This window comes from Nostocoides sp. HKS02 (genome assembly GCF_009707485.1).
Taxonomy (GTDB): Bacteria; Actinomycetota; Actinomycetes; order Actinomycetales; family Dermatophilaceae; genus Pedococcus.
This window is the reverse complement of record NZ_CP046121.1, coordinates 3,006,309-3,026,835: the sequence shown is the minus strand read 5'-3', so window position 1 is coordinate 3,026,835 and position 20,527 is coordinate 3,006,309. Positions and strand designations below refer to the sequence as shown.

Here is a 20,527-nt window from a genome sequence, read left to right as displayed (position 1 = left end):
CAGGACGCTGCAAGGCGCATCCGCTCACACATACGCTCACACATGCGTTTACTCACTTCGGATCTGCATCTCCGCCGGCGACTTGCGGGCGGCTGACGTCGGGGTTGGCAGATTCGAGTGCGGCGGCAACCGAATGGTGCACGGCCCGTCGACCCATATAGACGTCCTGGGTCATCGAGACTCGGGCATGGCCGAGCTGGTCGGCGATCATGCGGGCGCTGGCGCCTTGGTTGTCTAGGATTGTCGCGACCGTCTTGCGGTAGGTGTGCGGCTTGACCCACTCGAACGGTGTTCCGGTTCGGGCCCGGCGGAAGGCGGCACCGACGTTGCTCTTGTCCCGGTAGCCGCCCTTGGCATCGGGGAAGATGGGGCCATCGAAGGCTCCGAGCTGTTGGCGTCGGGTCTTGAGCATCGTCAGACACCAGCCGGGCAGGACGAGCACCCGGATCGAGGCCTTCGACTTGGGCGCCGATTCGACGATGCCCTTGCCCTTGAGTCGTAGGAGGGTCCGCTGCACATTGAGCAAACCATGGTCGAAGTCGATGTCAGACCAGCGCACCGCCAAGGCTTCGCCGATGCGCAGTCCCGTGGCGAGGATGAATCGTGCCAGTGTGGGGAGGTCGTTCCGCTGGGCTTCCTCGCTGGCGTCGAGCAGGGCTAGCCAGTGGCGAACCTCGACCGGGGTCAGGGCCCGAGGAGTTCGGTCGCGGTCGGCTTCGAGGCGGCCGGCGTCCCTGACGGGATTGAACTGCAGCGCTCCCTGTCGGGAAAGGTATCCGCAGACGCCGGAAAGCACGGTTCGGGTGAGCTTGGCCGTCGCGTACCCCTTCGAGCGCAGGATGGATCGAAGAAATCGGTCGACGCGGGCAGTGGTCAACTCACCGATCCTTAACCCTCCAATCGCCGGGATCAGATGTCGCTCGATGGCATCGCGATAAAGGTCAAGCGTCGAGGGTGACCGCGCCCCCCGAGCTACCAGTTCCGCGAAGTCGTCGAGCCACGCCCGCGCGCCTGCCTCGACGGTGGAGGTGGAGGAGAACTCGCCATCCGAGCCGCTGGCGATCGTGTTCTCGACTGCCCGGACCACTGCACGGCGAGCCTCCGCCTTGGTGCGACCGGATGCCTGGAGTCGGTGCCTGACGCCGTTGAAGTCACGGTAGTTAACCATTGCTACCGGCCGGCCGTATCTCACCGTGTAGCGGACCTCCCCAAATTCGCCGAGGCCGAGGCGTCTCATGCGACGTCCGTCGACAGCGCTGCGACCCACTCTCGAACGTCTTCTGGTCGGTATCGGAGGCGCCGACCGACGAGCCGGCCCTTCGGACCCCGTCCTTGACCTCGCCAGGAGTAGACGGTCTGCACGGGAACGGCGAGGAAGTAGGCGACGTCCATCACCGACCAGAGCCGATCTTCGGGCAGGGCGTGCTTCGCCGCCCTCTTGGCTTTGTGAGGCCGCACCTCTTGCTTGCTTAAGGCGCGTGGCTGATTCACGGGGGCGTGTGGGGGTCGGTCGATGGCTGTCACGGCTCCTCCTCCGGGTTCGGGCATTTCGTCTTCGTGCAGCAGGGGCCGTCATGAGTAGCGCTGGACTGATGTCACAGAGTTCGTTCGACGGGGTGCAGGGCGTACAGCTGGTGGGGCAGCCGGGTGGTAGTGATGTGGTGGAGCTGGGTGGCTGCACCGTGCGCGGTGTAACCGGCGTCAGCCCAGGCTTTGGCCAGGTGGGTGATGTCGTCGGCGGTGGCGGGGCGGGTGGTCCGGCGCTGCCGGCTTCGCAGGTCGATGAGGGTGGTGCGGTTCTTTGGGGTGTGCAGGAGCTGGGAGCGGGCGAGCCGGTCGGGCAGGGTGCGGGTGGTGGCCATGAGGTCGGCGATGGTGGCGGCGGTGCCGGTGAGGTCGGCGAGCGCGCGGCGGATGTCGAGAGCTTCGGTGCTCCCGGGTGCGGCGACGGCGGCGGTGACGGCGTCGAGGACGGGGATGAGCGCGCGGCTGGCCGTGACGTACTCAAGGGTCGGCCGCTGCAGGGTGGTCAGGTTGGCCCACAGCGGACCGGCGTTGCGGGCGGCGCGTGCGGCAGCGGCCAATGCGGCAGTGGTGGCTTTGTCGAGGTCGAGGTTCAGACCCGAATCCAGGGTGATGACCTGGTGGGTGACGGCATAGAGGTGGACCGCCTGGGTGGACAAGAACCGGACGCTCTCGGCGGCGGGGACGGGGCGGCCGAGGTCGGCGCGAGCGGCGGCGTTCCAGGTGTGCAGTGCTGCTTCGAGGCGGTCGCCGAGGTCGGTAGATGCCTGGTGCGGGGTGACGATGCGTAGACGGTCCAGCCCGGCCGGTCGGGCAGTGGCGTCGGCCAGGGTGTCCAGGACCCGCTCGGTGTACTGGGCGATGGCCAGCGGCCGGTCGGCGTCCGCGTACGCGATGGCGGTGAGGGTGTGGCCTGCGGCCACACGTCCGATGGCGAGCAGGTGCCGGGCGGTGGCGGCGGCCTCGCCGGGTTCGTCCAGTACCGGCTGCCCGGTGGTGCGGGCGTTGTGGAGCAGGTCTGCCAGGGCGCCGAGGGTGACGCTGAGTCGGGCGAGGGTGTGCAGGTCGAGGGGGTCGGCGGGCGTGATGTCCGGACGATGGTCGAGGTCCCGGGCGTGCACGGCGACTGCGTTCCCGTCGTGCACGGCCCTGAGGTGGCCCGCCTGGATCCTGCTGCGCAGACCTTGTGGGGTGAGGTTCAGGAGGTGGGCCGCCTGGGCGGCGGTGAGCGGGATGTCAGCCGGTGGACGAAGCGGTGTGGGGTAGGTGCGGATAGCCGACAGCAAGGCGATGCGGTGCGGGTCAGTGCGGTGGATCGAGCTGGCGGCGGGGCCGAGGGTCTCGTGTAGGGCCCGGTGGAGGGTAACGTCGAACCGTTCCCACTGCGCGAGCGTGGCGGGGTGGTGGCTGTCGCGCAGCTCGATGGCCAGGCGGTTAGCGCGGGCCAGTAGGTCTGCTGCGGTGGTTGCGGTCACGGCTGCGCCGCCTTGCGAGCCTCGAGGATCCGGATCAGGTCGGCTACCTGCCAGGACCAGGCCAGCAGGTCCGGTGGACCGTCGAGCGGGCCGATGGTGTCGAGGGCCGCCAGGGCGGCGTGCAGGCGTCCAAGCGTGGAGGCCGGCCCGGGCGTGGGGCCGACATCCTCGAGGGCGCCGGGGGCAATGCCGGCTCTGGTGAGCTCGATGACCCCGGCCACGGCGTGGGAGCTGGGGATGTCGTCACATCGGGTAAGGCACGCGGCGGCGGTCAGGTGGTCGGCGGCCCGCTTGAGCAAGGTTTGGGTGTCGGTCATGGTCGCTCTCCGTTGCGGGTGCGGATCGTCACAAGGAACGGCTTGCCGGGTACGGCAGGGTTCGGGCGGCGGTGCGCCATGCAGAGGTGAGGCTGCGGGTGAAGGCGTCGTCGGGGTTCCAGCCCCGCCTGGTCATCTCGGTGACCGCCCCCGCGGCCAGCTGCTCGGCGTGTTGGGCGGGCAGCGCGGCCAGGAGCGGCCCTAGCGCCTTGCTGACCTCGACGGCGGGGTCCCGGCGGCGGGTGGACAGGATGGCGCGGACGATCTCCGGGCCAGGCTGCCGCGGGCCGCCCGAGGCGCCGGGCCGTGCCGGATCCAGCAGCGCGAGTCCTGCGGGGCCGTGCTGGGCGAGCCAGTCGGCCGGGTCCCGCCCGTGGGGCAGGTCGGTGACCAGGACCGGCCTGCCGGCCTGCACGGCGAGCAGGTCCACCCAGCGGGTTGCACCGTCCTGTCCGGGACGGTCGCCGTCCATGGCGACGACCAGCGCCCCACCGGTCAGGTGGGCGGCGCGGGCGGCGTGGCTGGGTGTCACGACGACGCCGCCTGTGGCCAGGGCGGTGAACTCGCTCAGGCGCCCCGCCGTGGCGGCCGTGGCGGCGACGGCGAGGGCGTCGAAGGGTCCTTCGACCAGGACGACGGTCGCCCGGGGGTGTCGGGTGGGCGCGGGCTGGTAGCACGTGATGGCCTTGTCGTAGGTGACGGTGCGGGTGGGGTTGCGGTACTTCGGGGCACGCGGGTCGCCGCTGGTGTCCCGGCCCAGGAGCCCGGCGATCCGGCAGTCCGGTGTGGTGGCCGCGATGACGAGCCGGTCGCGCAGGGTGTCAATGAGGGTGCCGCGGCGGGTGGACTGGGCCAGGTCCAGTGCCAGTAGCTCCTGGTCGGTGACACCGGCGGCGCGCAGATGGTCGGTGAGGGTGGTCCACCCGTGGCCGGTGTGGCCGACGACCGGTGCGCCGAGCTGTTCCTCCAGTGCGGTCACGTCGATGCCCCGGCGGCGGCTCAGGTGGCTCACCGCAGTGGCGTGGGCGACCGGGCGGGTGTAGTGCGCCCAGGCGAGGGCGTTGACCTCGTACGCCCGGTCCCGCGGTGGCCAGCTAGGCGAAGGACCTGGGCGCAGCTGGTGGTGGGATGGTGTGGCGGGGCGGGGGTGCGGGGTCCGGGCCTCCAGGTGTGCGACCGCTTCGGTGAACGTGAGGCCGTGCAGGCGCTGGACGAAGTCGATGACGTCGCCGGAGGCGCCGCAGCCGAAGCAGTGGAACCGGTCGGGGACGCCGTCGACGGACAGGGAAGCGGTGGTGTCCTCGTGGAAGGGGCAGCAGCCCATCCACCCTCGGCCTCGGGCTTGCAGCTCCACCCCGGCGGCGGCAACCACGTCCGTCAAGGGGTGCGCCGCCCGCAGCCCGAGAACGTCGACCCGGGGCCCGGTCACAGCTGCACCTCCGGCCATGTGGACTCGATGGCCATGGGTGGGTTCGCGCGCAGCAGGGCGACGAAGTCGTCCAGGGCAAGATTGGGGCCGGGGTGCGAGGCCTCACGGACGGTGGCGGCGACCGTGTCGACGTGTGCGGCCGGGTCGAGGATCGCGTACTCGTCCCAGGTGCGGTCGTGGGCGTACAGCAGGCCCTTACTGGCGCCGGTGGTCAGGCGATGGAAGATGCGGATATCTGCGAGGGCGCCCCAGCGCGAACCGGTGTCGTGGTCGATGCCAGCCAGGCCGCGGGTGAGCCGGTCGAACGACAGCTGGCCCACCCAGGTGAGCCCGGTCGCCGGTCGGCAGGCTTCCAGGGTGCTTTCCATGAGGACGCCGAGGTCGGTGACCTGTTCCCCCAGGAGGTGGACGACCCGGTCGGCCGCGGCCTGGACGGCCTCCCCCGGCTGGCCCGTGAGGTGCATCGCCGCCGCGTACGCGTAGGCGTCGCGGGCGCCCTGCTGGTACCAGAAGTCGGCCGGGTCATCCAGGTCTAGTTTCTGCTGCGCGGCGATCGCCAGGCCAAGGAGCGCGGCTTGGGTCACGTTCCGGGTTTCAGGACTGTCCACCATGGCTGGCCTTTCCCGGGCGGGACGCTCCCACCTCACCCGGGTCTACGCAGCCAGCGGGGTCACTACCGGCCCAGCTCCGTTGAACCGCAGGGGCTCTCGGGGAGCGCGGTGGGCTGTGTCGTCGGGGCTGGGGCCGGCCCCGCTGCGGCCGGGCTGGGCGGCCGGTGTGGGGGGTCCCGGTGCTGCTGCACGGTGCACTGGGTCAGCGCCGCCTGCTCAAGCAGCAGGGTCCGGACCTCGCGCAGCGCGTGCAGCCAGTCCACACCGGCGCGAGGGTCTGCGTCGGGCGCATACGAGCCGCGTTCGTGGTCCCGCAACGCCGACAACGCCTCGAGCATCCCGTTGTGCGCCTCCCAGCAGGGTGGGACCACGCGGGTGTCCAGCGCGAACCGGTCCGCGAGCCGCTCCACCCACACCCGCAGATCCGCCAGCACCGCCTGCCGCTCCGTCGCGGTCAGAGACGGGACGTGCAGCGGTCCAACCTCACGCAGTCGCGGCATCGTGGATGTCAGCTTCGACCAGGCGACGGTCCGCGGTCAGGGCGGCGGCGTCCGGCCGCTTGGTCCAGGCTCTGAGCGTCAGCGCGATCGGACGCGCCGCCCTCAGGAGCAGGACCGCGGTCCCGAACGGCAGGGTGCGCAGCTGCGCCGGCTCCAGGATCGGGACCTTCGTCGAAGTGGTCGACCTGCTGGGGTGGCCGTCGCGGCCGTGGCTGGTCGTGGTGCTCGTCTGGTCACGTTGCCCGATCAGGGTGGACAGGTCCTGCAGGTCGCGGGCGTTGGAGCCCCCGCCGAGGATGACCTTGACGATCGCGGCGTCCCAGATCGCCGACGCGGCGTGCTCACCCCACACGTGCCGGGCCTGAGCCAGCGACTGCAGGACGACCACGGTGCAGATGCCGGTGCCGCCGCCGTCGGACATCAGCGCCGGCAGCGACGGGAGCGGGTAGTTGGCCGCCTCGTCCAGTACCAGTGTCAGCGGGGGGTCCAGCCGCGCCCCGGCGGACCGGGCCGCCAGGCGTCGGGCGACTTCGGCGACGTCCTCGACGAAGGCGCCCACCAGCCCAGCCGTGGCCGCGGACCCGGTGGCGGTCCCCAGCAGGTAGATCGTCCCATTCCCGGTCAGGAACGCGGCAGGGTCGAACTGCTCCCCCGGCCCGGGTGAGACCGCGTCCAGCACTCTGGGGTCGGCCAGGGCGGCGAACGCGATCGTGACCATCGCCCACACCGAGTCCCTCTGCCGTGGGTCGGCGTTGATGACGGCCTCCAACGCCTCTGCCCACGCCTGCGCCGCCTGCGGGTGCGCGGAGAGGATGACGACCGCCTCCCGTGCCTGCGCCGCCGAGAGGGACCACCGGTACAGGTCGGCCGAGGTGCACCCACCCAACGCGGCCGCGTGCAACAACACCCGGACCGCTTGCTCCGCGGAGGCCTGCCAGAAGTTCGAGTCCGTCGTCCCGTTCGCGGCACCCGTCGTCAGCGCCTTCGCGCGCAGCATGGCCACCTGCGGGTCCTCACACCCCCGGATCGGGGACCACCGGGTCGCCGACCGCATGCCGGGCGCCAGGCCCTGCGGGTCGAACACGGCCACAGGGCCTGATCGGGCACGGCGGCGCATCGTCACCGCGAGGTTATCCGGTCGGGTGCTCGTCGTCAGCACCGGACCCGGAGCCTCCAGGATCATCGGGATGGCCAGGTGGATCCCCTTCCCAGAGCGCGGCGGCCCCAGGATGACCATCGAGTCCTCCACCGTCGCGTACGCCCCCACCCCGCGGGACGACCCCAACCAGAACCCCAGATCCGTCAACGACGGTTTGGACAGTGCCGGCCGCAGCGTCGAGGCGCGCGAGGAGAGAGTTGCCCGACCCGCGCCAGCCCGCACCTCCCGACGTGAAGCACATCCCCGAAGGTCAAGCTCCGACCCCGACCGCCCCAGCAGTTGCCGCCACAGCAGTGCACTGATGGCTCCTAGGAGCAGCACCACGGCCAGCGTGCAGCCCCAGTACACGCCCGGCGAACGAGCACCTGCCCAGCGCTCCCCCGCCAAGTCACCCGGGTGCGCCAAGACCTCGACCGGTGCCGCCAAAACCATCGCATTTGGCCTGCGACCAGTCAGGATGAAAGCAAACCATGCGCCCAGACCGAGCACCCCCCACACCGAACCAATCCCGAAAACGGCGGCGGCGAAAAGGCGGTCGCTACGGCCCAACCCTTCGTGCATGATGCTCCTCCTCACAATGAAGGGACTACGCCAGCCGGCGGGCCACCATGAGTATCGGCAAGGTGGGCGGGCGCTCCCGGCCCTGCGCCACGGGCTTCCAGCAGAGGTCGGGCGGGGCTACCGTCGGTGAGTGGGTCCGTCTGCGCTGGTGGGCGTTGCCGGTGCGCGCGAGCGGGTTCGCCTCTCCCACGCGCTGGAGCTGTTCCTGGTGCACTGCGCCGCGCAGCACGCGAGGCGGACCGTGCGGGCGTACCGGGACACGAACCGGTCGTTCCTCGCCTTCACCGGTGACCTCTACGCCGACGAGCTGCGGGCCACCCATGTCGAGGCCTGGTTCGCGCACCTGCGCGGTCCGCACGTGGACTCCAAGGGTCGGCTGCGGGACCCGATCGGGGCGGGTGGGTTCAACCCCTACCTGGCGCGGCTGCGGCCGTTCATCACCTGGATGTACCTCAACGACCTGGTCGACCGGGACTACGGCAAGGCGCTGCGGCGCATGCGGCGGCCGTTCAAGGTGAAGCTGCAGCTGGACCGGGAGCAGATTCGGGCCCTGCTTGAGGGGGCCGGGACGCCGCGGGACCGGGCCCTGCTCGCGCTCGGTTTCTTCACCGCGATGCGCAAGAGCGAGCTGAGGACCATCCTGGTCGGCGACCTGGACCTGGACCGCGGCACGGTGTTCTTCCACGTGTGGAAGTCCGACGTCGAAGACGTGCTGCCGCTGTCCCCCGAGCTGCGCGCGGAGCTGGACCGGTGGCTGGCCCAGTACGAGCGCCGCGTCCGCGCCGACCTGGGGCGCGGGCTGCTGCCCTCGGACCACCTGATCCCGGCCTATCAGCCGCGCCGGTACGCGCCCGTGTTCACGGTCGTCGACGGCCAAGCCCAACGCAACTTCACCTTCGGGGCCTTCAACCCCGCCCGGCCGGCCGCCAAACCCAGCGAGGTGGTGACCGACGGGCTACGCCGGCTCGGGCTGCCCACCCAAGGGCAAGGCCTGCACACGCTGCGCCGCTCCGCCGCCCGGCTGATCTTCGACGCCCTGCTCGAGACCCGCCGCTACGACGGCGCCCTACGGGTCGTCCAAGCCCTGCTGCACCACCGCAGCATGCAGACCACCGAGGAGTACATCGGCCTGAGCACCGAAGCCATCACCCGGGACGAGTTCCTCCGCACCGCCGTCCTGCTGCACCTCCACGACGTCGACCCCGCATCGCCACGGGACCGCCCCGGTCTACCCGACGCCCTCGACTCTTCGATAGGTGAGCGCGCCCTCAGTGGGCGCCCAGCCTCAGATCATCCGACAAACGACGAGGTAACGAGATCCTCGGCGTCGGGCCGTCCCGGCGTCAGCCCGAGGAGGATGTAGTTCACACCTCACGGTGGCATCCTCGGTGCATGGGCAAGGACCCTGAGCTGGAAGCAGGCCGGCGCTTCCTCGACGAGATGGATGCCGCGGCGCTGACCGCCGACGCGGATCAGCCGCACAGCGTTATCGCCTACGACCCGTTCACCGACTCCTACACGGTCACCGGCCCCTACCCAGACGGGCACACCGCGACCGTGGCAGCCGAGCACATCAAGGAACAGCTCAACTCAGCGGCCGGAGCGCTCGGCTACCCGGAGATCCAGACGCGCGTAGCTCTGCACTTCCCGGTGGGCGACGGCGACTAGTCCCCTAGCCCGGATGGGCACCTTCAGTTGCGGGGCTGCGGTTCCCATCGCTCGAGGTCCTTGCGCACGGACAACGCGGCGCGCGCCATTGACGACGACCTAAGGCCCGCGGCCGGCCCAATCGACCCAGCCGGCCCGGGCATAGCGATCGAGGAGGTCACCTAGGTCGGTGGGACGGGTCGAGTCCAGGGAGGCGGTACTGCCCCATTGGCGCAGGGTAGGCGCCGCATGTGATGGCATCCCAAGCATTGGCCCGAACTCGGTGGATGACCGCTCGTCTGGGTGGCGACTTCCTGAGGTGATCACGCGATCAGGCCTCCCCCATTCGTCATGGGAGTCGGAGCCTGACCCGATTAGCCGGAGCGCCTATAAGCCGTTCCATGGATGTATGTACGCAACCGCAGAAAGCTGAGCCCGGTGTTCCAGGACACGCAAGAGCAGCCCAGTAACCGAGTGGCGGCCTGCACGGTCGACGCGGTCCATCGTCGCGACCACCACCATGGCACGGAAGAGGCGTGCAACCCCCATCGGATCGAGGTCGTGCACCTCGGCCGACGAGCCGTTGTCGTCTGCCACGACTGTCGACGGGACTCCGGCTTCCTCCCAAAACGCGAGGCCGACAGCCTTGCCTCCGCCACCTCGAGGAGACCGGTGCCGGCGCCCACTCGAGAGTCGCGATACGGGCGGCATGAGCCTTGGCTTTTTGCACGGTTGGAACCACACGACGTTCCGCGGAAGGGTCACCGCCACCAGAACGTCAACACTGGCATCCCGAGACGACAAGGCGAGCGCAAGTGCCTGGCGTACCCCTCAGGAACTACTGGTTGGCGTCGTATGCGGCCAGAATGTCTGCACTGACCCGGCCGCGGTCACTCACCGCGTGCCCGTTGTTCTTCGCCCACTCACGCACCGCAGCAAGGTCCCTGCGCGACTTGGACCGAGATGAAGAACGTGTGACCTTGCTACGACTTCTCCCCCGGCCTTGTTCGACGGCCTTGGCAATGTAGGGCTTGAGGGCCTTCTCTAGGGCTGCGCGATTCTTCGCACTGAGATCAATGAGCCACGTCCTCCCATCAAGGCTGAAGGAGACCTCCTTCGCGTTGGCCGAACCGTCAAGGTCATCAGTGATAGTCACCGTCGTCTGCTTCGCCATGCACGAATGATGTCGCGTATCGGCCCACAACGTCTAATCACGCGCCCGACTTCTTTCTGTCGCAATCCAACACAGTAGGCATCGGTGGGCCGGCCGGCCGCTAGAGAGCCTGAGCATTCCCTGGCGCGGCCACTGAGCCTGAGCTCTCTTCGAAGCTCACAGAGTCCCATGCTGAAAGTCGTCAGATCCAGCCGCACAGGCGGCGGATAGACGCACCATGGCCGCAACAGTGGAGGGGCCGGCAGCATGGTCTGTCTAACCGCGTTCACGCGTTGGGCCAGACGATTGTCTCGCCCATTTCTGTGAGGAACGCAGCGAACTCGGCGACGCTGAGATCACCCCTAACAGCGGCTTCGGCAACAGCGTCCCGCCGAGACCAGAAGAATGTCGAGCCGTCCGGACGTACAACTGAATAGATCGACATGTCCATGCTGCTGAGCTTCTTGGCCGGTCCGTTGGAGCCAGCGGACCCTCCCCGAGCGACTGCCCTCTGAACGTCAAGGCGAGCCACCTCGAATCCCTCCATCGAGAGGGTGCGCGATACTCCTCCGTGCATTCGAGTGCGCGGATCGAGGGCGGTGAGCATCAGGGTCAGGGGGCTGGGCGCACCACCGGCCATGCGGTTCAAGCAGAAGCGTCGGTCGGCTGCTTTCTCCGCACGGTGCTCCACGGCGTACGAGTTGCTGGAGGGTGCGGCGTAGATCCGGGTGGTGTCGAAAGCACGCAGCTCGTCCACCGGGAAAATCGAGTCGTACTTGCTTCCCCAGATCAGCCGGTCGAAGCTCTTACTGCGACTCCAGTGCTGCTTGATCCGCTTACGTATGTCATTGGCTTGCCCAATGTAGAACTGCCGGTACTCATCGAAGACCATGACGTAGGCCCCAGGCACACCGTCCCAGTCGGGTAGGTACTGAACGGGCTTAAAGAGTCTCCCCCTGGCAAGGACGTACTGCAGCGCGTCCTCGAACTGGTCAGTGTCCAGGCCCTCGAAGTACCTCATTGACAAGTCGAAGTTGGTCAGAGCGGCATCGCGCTGCACCAGCAGGTACACATCCGAATGCTGGGTATGCGCCTCGTCTCGGTAGGCCCAGCCCAAGCCCTCCCAGAATCCTTCATCGAACTGGTCCCGGTTAAACCGCTGGTGCGGCGACCGGTGGGGGTAGGCATAGAACTCGCGCGTCATCTTGTGACCAAACACCGTGTTGCGCAGGCGCTCACCGAAGTGCTCAAGGCGGGGAGCCAGCGGGCGGCCTGAGGTCGTCACGGTTCCAAGGCAATCATGGAGGGGTCGCTTTCACATGTCGAATTCGGCTTCCAGGCCCCCCCTGGAAGCTGCCGATGGTGCAGACCCAGAAGCAGTGCTGGGGCGGTAAGGCATACCTCCCTCATGGGGAGAGTGTCGACCCGGATGACGAAGTGCGTGTCGGCGGCGGTGTGACCCACTCGGGGCCGCGACGAGGGCGACGCTTACCGGGAGCGCGAGTCGGCCCACGACCGCGGAATCGTGGAAGCTCCAGAAGTGGGACGCGACGGTCCGAGGTGAAGGGTCGCTGCGAATAGCTCCGAAGCCGGCGACTGGCGCCGAGTCCGTCAGAAGGCACGCCGGGTGTCGACCGGATGAATCAGTGGGGCGGTTTCGCCGTGAGCTACTGAACCGACAACGACACAAATCGCACCTACGGTTACCTCGGGCGCCCGGCGACGACAGTTGCAGCATCCCGAGCGCGAACCCGCCGCAATTCGGGTGAACTCCGGCGGGACAGCCCTCGGAACCATAGAGTGCCTGCGGAGGTTTTCGATCTGCGTGGGGGCATCAGGTGGGGGAATTCGCGAAAGTCGTGCGGTGGACGGCGCCAGGGGCCACCGCAATCTTGGTGGCTGCTCTCGTCGTTGCGGCGGGACGTGCCCTGCTTCGACTTGGGGCTGGCTACCCGGGGGCACTCATCACAGTCGACTCCGGCCTTGTGGCGCTGCTGGTGGCCGCTGCCGTGCCGACGGGGTTCTTGATCTACCAGCTGTACTTCTACCTGCATTCGCGCGTGGAAGGCGTGATCTTCCAGTTCGTCCACGAAGACGTGGGACTGAAGGTTCTCACCGACCTGGGGCTCGGCGACCAGGCCGTCCAGTCGAACTGGTTCACGGTAGCCCGCCCCGGGCTCTACCTGCGGTTCCCCAGGGGAGCCAGCATCCCACTAACTGGTGAAACCAACTCGCTGTGGCTACAAGAACCAAGCAATGGCCCTTTGCTCGGCTACGCCAGAGCCGGACGGCGACGGGCACTGGCGGAATACCGGCGCTGCCGGGAGCGCAACTGGCAGACCCTGGAAACCGCGATCAACACCCGACCAGTGGCTGACGAGAAGGCGCGTGAACGGGCCTTCGCCAACCTCGATCGCCTGGCCGACATCTATCACACCCTCGGTGCGACGAAGCTCGCGCTGGCCACCGGCTGGTTCGCCGGAGTGGTCTGGCTATGGTCTTCACTGGATCCGATGCGCCAAATCAGGGCACGGGACGCGCTTGCGCTGACCCTGGGCGCCGCAGTCACCGCCGTGGGCCTGGGCGTGATGGCCATGGTCCTCCACGAGAATCGCCGCCACTGCCTGAAGCGCCGCATCACCGCCCTTGAGGATGCCTGCCGACTGTGAGGGCTACCGCCGCAAGGCCTGAGCCGTGTGCGCCGCCATTTGTGCGTTGACTTAGCCGCCGATTGGGGAGGCCGGCGATCGCCCGACGCGCGGAGCGTCGCGCAGCCCACATGCGGCGGAAAAGCCGCACCTAGCAATCGCGGCATGACCGTGCGCTAACAACAGTGCCGAGCAACAATGCCGTTCATGAGAGATGAGGTGGACTGGTCGGCGCTCCATGCGTGCTACGGCCCGGCCGAATGTGCCGAATTGGTTGCAACACTTGGCCAGCTCGCTGCCAGATGAGCGTCGGAAGGCCATATCTGAGCTATGGGCCAACCTCTGCCACCAAGGGACGGTTTACGAGGCATCGGCGGTGGCGATCCCCTTTCTGTTCGAGGCCGCCAAGGTGCCAGGGCTTACGCCCGCCGAGCGGGATCAGGTGCTGGCCCTAGTAGTGCACATCGGCCTGGGCGAGGACACGACTTGGCGGGGCTACACCAGCTGGTCTGTTGTGCAGGACTGTGCACAGGCCGCCGAAGCGGTGCTGCCCGGGCTAACGGCCTGGGCACTCGAAGGCTGCCGTGAGGCCCGAACTTGGACCCTGGCCCTGGCCGCGCACCACCCGACCGCCTGGGCCTCCCTCGGCGTCGATTCGGCCCAACTGATGCCTAACGAAGCCGCCGCAAAGACCGAGCTTGTCCACCACGCCGTCTCCGGCACCCTTCCCAGCAAGCGCCTCGTCGCCGAGGTCCTTGCCACGGAGCCGGAGCTTGGGGAGTACTACGAGGAAGTGATCTCCGAGAGTCCTGAATATCGGCACGCACGCATGATGGTGTTGGAACTCGCCGTCGCCGGGCGCCTGTAATACGCGTTCGACAGCTCAGCGCGCGGGCGCATCGGTTGTGCGTTTACGACGTTGTCACCGCTCGACTCCGACCGAGCGGAACTCGGCATCTGAGTCGGATGGGCACCCAACTCGCGGCGGTGTGGCGCAGGTGTGACTGCAGCTGGCTGGCCCGCAGCTTCCCGCCCCCGAGGTGTCGGCAGTGCCATCTACCCTGCCAGTCATGTGGGAGAGCCCTCAAGGGTTGTGGCGTCGCCTGAAGTTGGGTCGTGAAGAGTTCCTTCAGCGCGTGCTGACGACGCTGATTGTGGGTGGTGAACCACCTCCCTGGAATACCGCGCGGAGACCGAGCGAGCAGGGCGTTCGTTTCATACACCTATTGGATGCCTTGGCCTACGGCGAAGCGGGGCAAATTCCAGCCACGAGTAGTCCGGATGCCTTTGTCGATGAATACCTACTTCCGAAGGTTGAGGAGTCAGCTGTGAACGGCTGGCCCGACTGGGCGGTGCTTTGGCCGGACCGGGTCTGGGTGATCGAGCTTAAGTCGGAGGCGGGCAGTCACCGAGCCGACCAGCTTCCGTACTACTTGCGCCTGGCGGCGGCGGCGCATCCCTCGTGTCGAGTCGACCTGACGTACATCACTGGGCCACTGTTGAAGCCCGCGCCGGATCTGGGTGACGGTCAGCGATACAGCCACCTGCAGTGGGCTCAGGTGCTGCCGCTGGTTGAGGACGTGTGGGGCAACGATGGGCGCCCAGAGGTCGGTCCCTACGTCGGGGCCGCTCGCGCCGTGATCGAGAACCTTGGCGTGCTGCGACCTTCCGAACAAGCGGGAGGCGATCACGGGCGTCATGCCGACCGCCGCTCTGCTGGCTGAGCAGCCCCCGCCCCATGCGCTGAAGTCGCCGGGCATCACGTCGCCCGCGCCATCAGCCATGGCGGAAGGCACCAACGTGGACGGCTTGCTTGCTCTAGCTCAAGAGACGGCTGCCGATGGCCGCCAACGCGGTAGAGGAGCCACGAGCCCATCCGATCTCGAACTTCTTCGCGACCAGGCCCGAACCATGATCGATACCCTCCCGGACGACGACGCAACACGGTTCGTCATGCCCTGGCTATGGAGGGCGGGCAGCACGACGGGCAAAGCGCTCACGCCTGAAGGCGAGGAGTTTGGATATGAACTGAGGTTCTCGCGCTACAAGACCGTTCAGGTCAAGCCGTGACCGCATGCGGATAGCCGTCAGGCGGCGAAATGACGCCGGTTCTTAGCCGAACGGTCGAGGCGGCCCGAGCCGGGGCGAGTGGCGCAAGGCTCACGGCCGCGAGGGTGACGAGCGCCACGACTGCACGGCCGGCCCGGGTGGTCAGGTGGAATGCGCGCGCGGGGTCGGGCATGGGTACTCCTCGACGTGCCAGGGGATGTCAGCCATGACTGTCCTCGGCGCGTTGGGTTCAGGGATCGCGCATGCGCTGTGGGTGCTCAATCACCCCGGACTCCATGGGCGCGGAGGGGCAGGGGAGGTGCCCAAACCCGCTCTGCGCTGAAGCGAGCCGAGCCCTATCGTGGTCATGTGTCGACGTCGCGTCACAACATGTACCGGCCCGAACAGGAGTGGAGTGTCGCGCTGGCCGTGTGCGCGTGGGCGCCCACAGCTCTTGCTGCGGCAAATCTCAGGGGTTGGATCGGCCATCATGAGGTCGCTAACGAGCTCAGTTCGCTCTATTTCCTCAGCCTTCCCTTCACGTTGGCCTTTTCAGCTTGGGCTCTCGTCAGGTCAGTTCGGACACTCCGTGACTTCAGCCCGGCTCCCCCTTCGCGAACGCCTCCTCGCCCTGGTGGCGTGCGTCCTCAGTGCTCCGGCCGTCCTCGTCAGCACGCTCGGCTTGTTCGCTGTCGGTGGCGGTGGCGGCTAGCCAGTCGGCCAACCTGCGCCACGTTGCGTCGCGGATTGTGGCACTGAGGGTGGCCTCACCCCAGTCGTCGGGGCGATCCGCACCATGCCGCCCAGGCGCCGACATGAACGATGCAGCCGCGCCCAACAGAAGGGAGCCTGTATGACGCGAGCTCCAGATAGCGCCATTGCTTGGGGCCCTATGCCTGCCTATGGTTCAAGGGTGGCGGTGGCGCACGGGAACGGACTGGGCTACGCGGCGATGGCGTTGGACATCGCAGCCCTGGGCGTTGTGGGGATCGCTTTCATCCCCGACCTGTTCAAAGAAGCGGCAACCGTAATGTTGGTCATTGGGGTCGCGCTGATCATGTTCCTGTTTGCGGCCATCGTGGCCATCATCGCCATCAACGCCAAGCGGCGGGAAAGGGAGCGCCCTTGGGTCGCGTCGGCAGCTTTGCTGTTGGGCCTCATCCCGCTCCTGCTGGGATTGTGGGTGGTGGCCGGGTCGGTCTATTGCATGACCGGCGGTGACTGCGGGGGGGACCGGATGACCCAGCCGCCTGCTCGGGACGGGGTGAGAGCGCTGGGCCCGGACGTGTCTCCTGGCGCGTCTCTGTTGCCCTCTCCGGAATGGGGCTCGCCGCCTCACTCCCCTTCACCACCACGCTGACCAGAATGCACAGAGGGACGACTTTCACGCGGTCGAGTTTGGGACTGCTGCACGAACTGGTGACAGGTTGGGTCACGCAGCCTGAGTGGCTGGCGCGGTCACGAAGCGACTCGCGATGGCCTCGGAGGCTCTGGTCCCAGGCTCGTCGGTTCCGGTTGTGCGACGGCGCGATCTGGGGATAGTTGTTTCAGCAGGGCAGGCAGCCTGGAGGCCACAGTGACCGAACTCTTTGTCGGGCGCGAGGAGCAGCTGGCCGAGCTCGATGCCCAATGGGCGCTGGGATGTGCGGGGTCCGCTCGGTTGGTGCTGCTCACAGCCGAGGCGGGGATGGGCAAGAGCGCCTTGGTCAGGGCGTGGGCCGCGACGCTGGCCCCGCCGGCTCAGGTGGTCATTGTGGCGGGCGAGGAGGACGAGCAGGCCTTGGAGTTCGCCCTTCTAGAGCGAATCATGCGCACCCCGGTAGCGCGAGACCTGGATCCGTTCGCCGCCGGTGCCCGCTTGCTCGGCTGGTTCGGGGAGCGGAGCGAAGCCGGCCCGGTCGCGCTCGTGGTGGATGACATCCAGGCCAGCGACCCCTCGACGGCGCGGGCGCTGCTCTTCGCCCTGCGCCGCCTGGATCAGGACCCGATCGTCGCGCTTGTCGCCACCCGCCCGGTGCCCAGCGGCGGCCCGGTCGCGGGGCTCGACCGCTTGTGCGTCGACCGGGGTGCTCGGATCACCTTGGGCGGCCTCGAGGCCACCGAGGTGTCAGCCCTGGCAGGGGCGACGGGCCGCGGCCCGCTCCCGCCGCGCGCCGTTGAGCGGCTTCGCGCGCTGACCGGCGGCAGCCCGCTGCACCTGCGTGCCCTTCTTGCCGAGCTGAGTACCGCCGACCTGACTGACCCGCGCATCGAGCTCCCCGCGCCCCGGTCGTTCGCGATGCTGGTCGCCAGCAGCCTCTCTCGGCTGCCCGAAACCGCTCAGCGACTCGGGCGAGCCGTGGCAGTGCTCGGCAGCGACGTCGACGTGGCCTCCGCGGCGACGGTGGCCGCCCTTGACGGCGACGGGGCAGCAGCGGTGCAATCGCTCGAGCAGGCCGGACTGCTGGTGGCACAGCAAGTCACGGGCGGATGGTCGCTGCGCTGGGCACATCCGCTGGTCCGTTCGGCGATCCTGCACGACCTCGGGGCCGGAGACCGGGCAGCCCTGCATCGGCGCGCCGCGGGCGTGACCGGGGGCACCGACCAGCTGCGGCACTTGGCCGCTGCGACTCTCGGCGTCGACGAGGTCCTCGCGGAGCGTCTGGAGGCCCAGGCCGAGGTGGCGCTCGCGCAGCACGGTCTCGGAGCGGCCGCGGAGCTGCTGCTCGCAGCTCGCCGCCTCAGCGGAAACCGGGACGCGGCCGGGACGCGGCTGGTCAAGGCTGTCAGCATCTTGCTGCTGCGGGGCGATGTCGCGGCCGCGCAACCTTTCGCTGACGCTTTGGCCGACCTTCCCGAAACGTCGGAGTCGTTGCGGGTCCGCGCCCAGCTCGCCTGGATGGCGGGCGACGCGGCCACTGCTCGTAGCCTCGGGCAGAGGGCGTGGGACGCGAGCGAACCTCACGACATCGCGTTGCGGGTCGGGCTCGCGTCGATGCTTGCCCAGCTTGAAATCCTGGCAGGACGGCCGAAGACCGCCGTGGCCTGGTCCGGGCGCGTCCTGTCGACGCCGTCGCTGTCCGAGGCTCAGCGCAGTGCGGCCCGGACCGGACTGGTGCTGGCGCTGACGATGACTGGACGTGTCGACCTGGCCCTGGCGCAGGTCGCCGACCTCCCGGAAGACCCGGCCGCAGTCCCGCTGGCCCGGCACGGCGAGCTCCGGGCGCGCGGGTTCGCGAAGCTGATCGGCGACGACATCGGCGGCGCGGTGCACGATCTGCTCACGGTTGCAGCGCTGATCGGACGCGACCCCGCACCCGAGCGTCTGTTGGCTCTGGCCGGTGCCGCCGAGGGCGAGTACCGGCTCGGCGAATGGACTGCGGCCATCGGACATGCAGAACAGGCGGTCTCGCTCGGCGAGGATGCCGAGCAGATGTGGCTGCTCGTATTCGTGCACTTCGTCCCCGTCCTGATCTTGGCGGCGCGCGGTCAGTGGGCTCAGGCCGAGCACCATCTGGCCCGCATCACCGAAGTTGCCCGGCTGATCGACGACGAAGCGAGCCACGCCTATCGCGCGGACGCCCGCGTGCACTTTGACCTGTGCCGCAACGACCCGGCTGCTGCGGTACAGCACGCCCAGCCAATAATGCAGGGCCCGCACGCCGCGCCCCGTGAACCCGGCGTGATGCGACTGCCGGTCAACTACACATCGGCATTGGTGAGCCTTGGGCGTCTCGATGAGGCGGATCGAACCCTGGGCGAGCTGGATGCTCGTGCTCGGGAGACGGGACGGGTGTCCCGGTTGTGCGCCCTGGCCCGGGTGCGAGGCGAGCTGGCGGCGGCTCGCCGCGACACTCCCGGTGCTCGTGTGGCGTTCGAGGCGGCGCTGGAGATGCAGGGCTGCGCAGACGCGCTGGAAGCCGGTCTGGTTCACCTGTCGTTCGGCCGGTTCCGCCGGCGCCGTGGCGAGCGCCGAGCCGCTACCGAGCAGCTGACTCTTGGGCGAGAGGTGTTCGAGCGCCTCGGCGCCGTGCCATGGGTGGAACGCTGCGACGCCGAGCTGGCCCTGGCCGGGATGCAGACAGCCAAGGCGACCGCTAGCCCTCTCACGGCGCTCACCCCTAAGGAGCAGCTGGTCGCAGAGCTGGTGTGCCGCGGCCGCACCAACCGGGAGGTGGCCGAGGACCTGGTCCTGAGCGTGAAGACTGTCGGCTACCACCTCGGCAACGTGTACACCAAGCTGGGCGTTCACTCCAGGACCCAGCTGGCCGCGCACCCGGCGATGCCAGCCGGACGCTCCCAACCAATCTGAGCCAATCCCGGGTATTTGCCCGGGGCGCAGTCCACTGGCTCGGGACTATGTTTCCAAAGAGCAGGGAGGCGAGGGTTGGCAGGGGGAACGCCTCAGTTGGCATCGGCCGTCGGGATCGGCTCGTCGTTCCTCGGCCGGTCCCGAACGCACCACACGCATGCACGGTTCGGCGGAAGGAGCCCACGTGGCCTCGAACCCGGACCGGCGCGCCGCCGACCGCCCGTCTCGGGTCGTCCTCGACCTCGCGCCCGACCCGTCCGGCGACGCGCTGCACGGCACCGCCCTGGTGCCCGGCTGCGACCAGCCGCAGCAGTTCTGGGGCGCACTGGACCTGCTGCGGATCCTGGAGTCAGCGGTGCGGCCCACCACGACGGCGGAACGCGCCGACCCATAGTCGCACTCAACCCGCAGCCGCCACCAGCGCCCGGCCCAGGCCCGGAACCGCTTGACCTGCGGAGGGAGAGGGAGACGATGAACACAGCCTTCACCTCAAGGCCCAAGCCGAGCTTCCGGCGAATGGTCGCCGCGGCGCTGGCCGTCGGGGTCAGCGTGGCCTTGGGCGCGGCCCCAGCACAGTCCGCCGGAACTGTCACAGTCCGCGCGATCCTGCGCACCCAGGCCGCCGTGACCGACGCAGTGGGCTCGACGGTCAGCATCATCCAGGCGTGCCCCGTCGGAGCAACGCTGGACCGGCGGATGACGCGCGCGCTCGTCTCGCCCACGCCGTCCAACTACCGCCTGCTTAGTCGTGAGCTGTGGCCGCGCGGCCTGGTCACCCGATGGCGCCAAACCCGACCCCGCCCGCAGGTCGACAACTTCCCGCTGCCGACCCAGACCGTCGTCTGCGTCCAGGGCGTACCCGCGGCCGCCACAAGGCACACCATGGCGATCAGCGCCATCGTGCGGCTGTGGGGACCCGCCCCATGGAAGGCCGAGCTCGACTCGATCCACGACCCGGCCGGCACCTGGGGCGCCCGGCAGGCCAAGGCGACCATCGGGTTCCGTGGCCTGACCTCGCGCCGGATGGTGTTCGCCACGGGCGCGGCGGACTTCCCCGACCAGGCGTTCGCGGGCGGCTTCATCCTCGGCCCCTACCCGGCCGGGCGGTACGCCGAGCTCACGGTGTTCCTGTCGGTGACCACCTACCGGCCCTGACCCACTGG

The 20,527-nt window shown here is 68.8% G+C and carries 20 protein-coding genes; 10 read left to right on the top strand and 10 right to left on the bottom strand.

Features of this window, described 5'->3' with window-relative positions; translation table 11 throughout:
* Positions 1–52: 52 nt before the first annotated feature.
* From GKE56_RS14545 to GKE56_RS14510, 8 genes are all read right to left on the bottom strand, one after another.
* Entirely contained in the window at positions 53–1,237 is a 1,185-nt protein-coding gene (locus GKE56_RS14545) for a site-specific integrase (RefSeq protein WP_230209343.1), read from the bottom strand.
* Positions 1,234–1,392 (bottom strand): AlpA family transcriptional regulator, encoded by a 159-nt coding sequence (locus tag GKE56_RS14540; RefSeq protein WP_154685816.1) that lies wholly within the window; start codon positions 1,390–1,392, stop codon positions 1,234–1,236. The genes GKE56_RS14545 and GKE56_RS14540 overlap by 4 nt, the downstream gene beginning before the upstream one ends.
* A 203-nt stretch (positions 1,393–1,595) precedes the next feature.
* The gene (locus GKE56_RS17885; RefSeq protein ID WP_154685154.1) at positions 1,596–2,999 is read right to left on the bottom strand and encodes a hypothetical protein; all 1,404 of its coding nucleotides are present in this window, start codon (positions 2,997–2,999) and stop codon (positions 1,596–1,598) included.
* Positions 2,996–3,316 carry a hypothetical protein gene (locus tag GKE56_RS14530; RefSeq protein WP_154685153.1) on the bottom strand — a complete coding sequence of 107 codons (321 nt, stop codon included), beginning with the start codon at positions 3,314–3,316 and terminating at the stop codon, positions 2,996–2,998. Before GKE56_RS14530 ends, GKE56_RS17885 begins: the two co-directional genes overlap by 4 nt.
* A gap of 28 nt (positions 3,317–3,344) precedes the next feature.
* Positions 3,345–4,745, bottom strand: a complete 1,401-nt coding sequence (locus tag GKE56_RS14525) for a CHC2 zinc finger domain-containing protein (RefSeq protein WP_195908148.1) — start codon at positions 4,743–4,745, stop codon at positions 3,345–3,347.
* Positions 4,742–5,329, bottom strand: a complete 588-nt coding sequence (locus tag GKE56_RS14520) for a hypothetical protein (RefSeq protein ID WP_154685151.1) — start codon at positions 5,327–5,329, stop codon at positions 4,742–4,744. Before GKE56_RS14520 ends, GKE56_RS14525 begins: the two co-directional genes overlap by 4 nt.
* An 89-nt stretch (positions 5,330–5,418) precedes the next feature.
* Positions 5,419–5,790: a hypothetical protein gene (locus tag GKE56_RS14515; protein ID WP_154685150.1), complete on the bottom strand. Its 372-nt coding sequence runs from the start codon at positions 5,788–5,790 to the stop codon at positions 5,419–5,421.
* Between the two features lie 49 nt (positions 5,791–5,839).
* Positions 5,840–7,123, bottom strand: a complete 1,284-nt coding sequence (locus tag GKE56_RS14510; protein WP_230208997.1) for a type IV secretory system conjugative DNA transfer family protein — start codon at positions 7,121–7,123, stop codon at positions 5,840–5,842.
* 583 nt (positions 7,124–7,706) lie between these two features.
* Between GKE56_RS14510 and GKE56_RS14505 the strand changes: the two genes are divergently transcribed.
* Positions 7,707–8,939, top strand: a complete 1,233-nt coding sequence (locus GKE56_RS14505) for a tyrosine-type recombinase/integrase (protein ID WP_154685148.1) — start codon at positions 7,707–7,709, stop codon at positions 8,937–8,939.
* 29 nt (positions 8,940–8,968) lie between these two features.
* Positions 8,969–9,244: a hypothetical protein gene (locus GKE56_RS14500; protein ID WP_154685147.1), complete on the top strand. Its 276-nt coding sequence runs from the start codon at positions 8,969–8,971 to the stop codon at positions 9,242–9,244.
* A gap of 817 nt (positions 9,245–10,061) precedes the next feature.
* Here the strand turns inward: GKE56_RS14500 and GKE56_RS14495 are convergent.
* Positions 10,062–10,397 (bottom strand): Lsr2 family protein, encoded by a 336-nt coding sequence (locus GKE56_RS14495; RefSeq protein WP_154685146.1) that lies wholly within the window; start codon positions 10,395–10,397, stop codon positions 10,062–10,064.
* A gap of 265 nt (positions 10,398–10,662) precedes the next feature.
* Complete coding sequence (locus GKE56_RS14490; protein ID WP_154685145.1) at positions 10,663–11,661, bottom strand: GIY-YIG nuclease family protein; 999 nt, start codon at positions 11,659–11,661, stop codon at positions 10,663–10,665.
* Positions 11,662–12,361: 700 nt separating this feature from the next.
* On the opposite strand from GKE56_RS14490, the gene GKE56_RS14485 reads away from it, so the two are divergent.
* The 8 genes from GKE56_RS14485 to GKE56_RS14450 all read left to right on the top strand — a co-directional run bounded on the left by GKE56_RS14485 (position 12,362) and on the right by GKE56_RS14450 (position 20,519).
* On the top strand, positions 12,362–13,045 hold the full coding sequence (locus GKE56_RS14485) for a hypothetical protein (protein WP_154685144.1): 684 nt from the start codon (positions 12,362–12,364) through the stop codon (positions 13,043–13,045).
* Positions 13,046–13,400: 355 nt separating this feature from the next.
* Entirely contained in the window at positions 13,401–13,892 is a 492-nt protein-coding gene (locus tag GKE56_RS14480; RefSeq protein ID WP_154685143.1) for a hypothetical protein, read from the top strand.
* A gap of 202 nt (positions 13,893–14,094) precedes the next feature.
* Positions 14,095–14,748 carry a hypothetical protein gene (locus tag GKE56_RS14475; RefSeq protein WP_154685142.1) on the top strand — a complete coding sequence of 218 codons (654 nt, stop codon included), beginning with the start codon at positions 14,095–14,097 and terminating at the stop codon, positions 14,746–14,748.
* Positions 14,723–15,094, top strand: a complete 372-nt coding sequence (locus tag GKE56_RS14470; RefSeq protein WP_154685141.1) for a hypothetical protein — start codon at positions 14,723–14,725, stop codon at positions 15,092–15,094. The genes GKE56_RS14475 and GKE56_RS14470 overlap by 26 nt, the downstream gene beginning before the upstream one ends.
* 892 nt (positions 15,095–15,986) lie before the next feature.
* A complete protein-coding gene (locus GKE56_RS14465; RefSeq protein ID WP_154685140.1) occupies positions 15,987–16,433 on the top strand; it encodes a hypothetical protein in 447 nt (148 codons plus the stop codon).
* A gap of 216 nt (positions 16,434–16,649) precedes the next feature.
* A complete protein-coding gene (locus tag GKE56_RS14460; RefSeq protein ID WP_154685139.1) occupies positions 16,650–19,364 on the top strand; it encodes a LuxR C-terminal-related transcriptional regulator in 2,715 nt (904 codons plus the stop codon).
* 184 nt (positions 19,365–19,548) lie between these two features.
* Positions 19,549–19,758: a hypothetical protein gene (locus GKE56_RS14455; protein ID WP_154685138.1), complete on the top strand. Its 210-nt coding sequence runs from the start codon at positions 19,549–19,551 to the stop codon at positions 19,756–19,758.
* 77 nt (positions 19,759–19,835) lie between these two features.
* Positions 19,836–20,519 carry a hypothetical protein gene (locus tag GKE56_RS14450; protein WP_154685137.1) on the top strand — a complete coding sequence of 228 codons (684 nt, stop codon included), beginning with the start codon at positions 19,836–19,838 and terminating at the stop codon, positions 20,517–20,519.
* The last annotated feature ends 8 nt before the right edge of the window (positions 20,520–20,527 follow it).

Excerpts from the sequence above, each read along its gene's own strand:
- GKE56_RS14545 (WP_230209343.1), bottom strand. The coding sequence starts at position 1,237 with ATGAGACGCCTCGGCCTCGGCGAATTTGGGGAGGTCCGCTACACGGTG.
- GKE56_RS14540 (WP_154685816.1), bottom strand. The coding sequence starts at position 1,392 with ATGGACGTCGCCTACTTCCTCGCCGTTCCCGTGCAGACCGTCTACTCC.
- GKE56_RS14530 (WP_154685153.1), bottom strand. The coding sequence starts at position 3,316 with ATGACCGACACCCAAACCTTGCTCAAGCGGGCCGCCGACCACCTGACC.
- GKE56_RS14500 (WP_154685147.1), top strand. The coding sequence starts at position 8,969 with ATGGGCAAGGACCCTGAGCTGGAAGCAGGCCGGCGCTTCCTCGACGAG.
- GKE56_RS14495 (WP_154685146.1), bottom strand. The coding sequence starts at position 10,397 with ATGGCGAAGCAGACGACGGTGACTATCACTGATGACCTTGACGGTTCG.
- GKE56_RS14475 (WP_154685142.1), top strand. The coding sequence starts at position 14,095 with ATGTGGGAGAGCCCTCAAGGGTTGTGGCGTCGCCTGAAGTTGGGTCGT.
- GKE56_RS14470 (WP_154685141.1), top strand. The coding sequence starts at position 14,723 with ATGCCGACCGCCGCTCTGCTGGCTGAGCAGCCCCCGCCCCATGCGCTG.
- GKE56_RS14450 (WP_154685137.1), top strand. The coding sequence starts at position 19,836 with ATGAACACAGCCTTCACCTCAAGGCCCAAGCCGAGCTTCCGGCGAATG.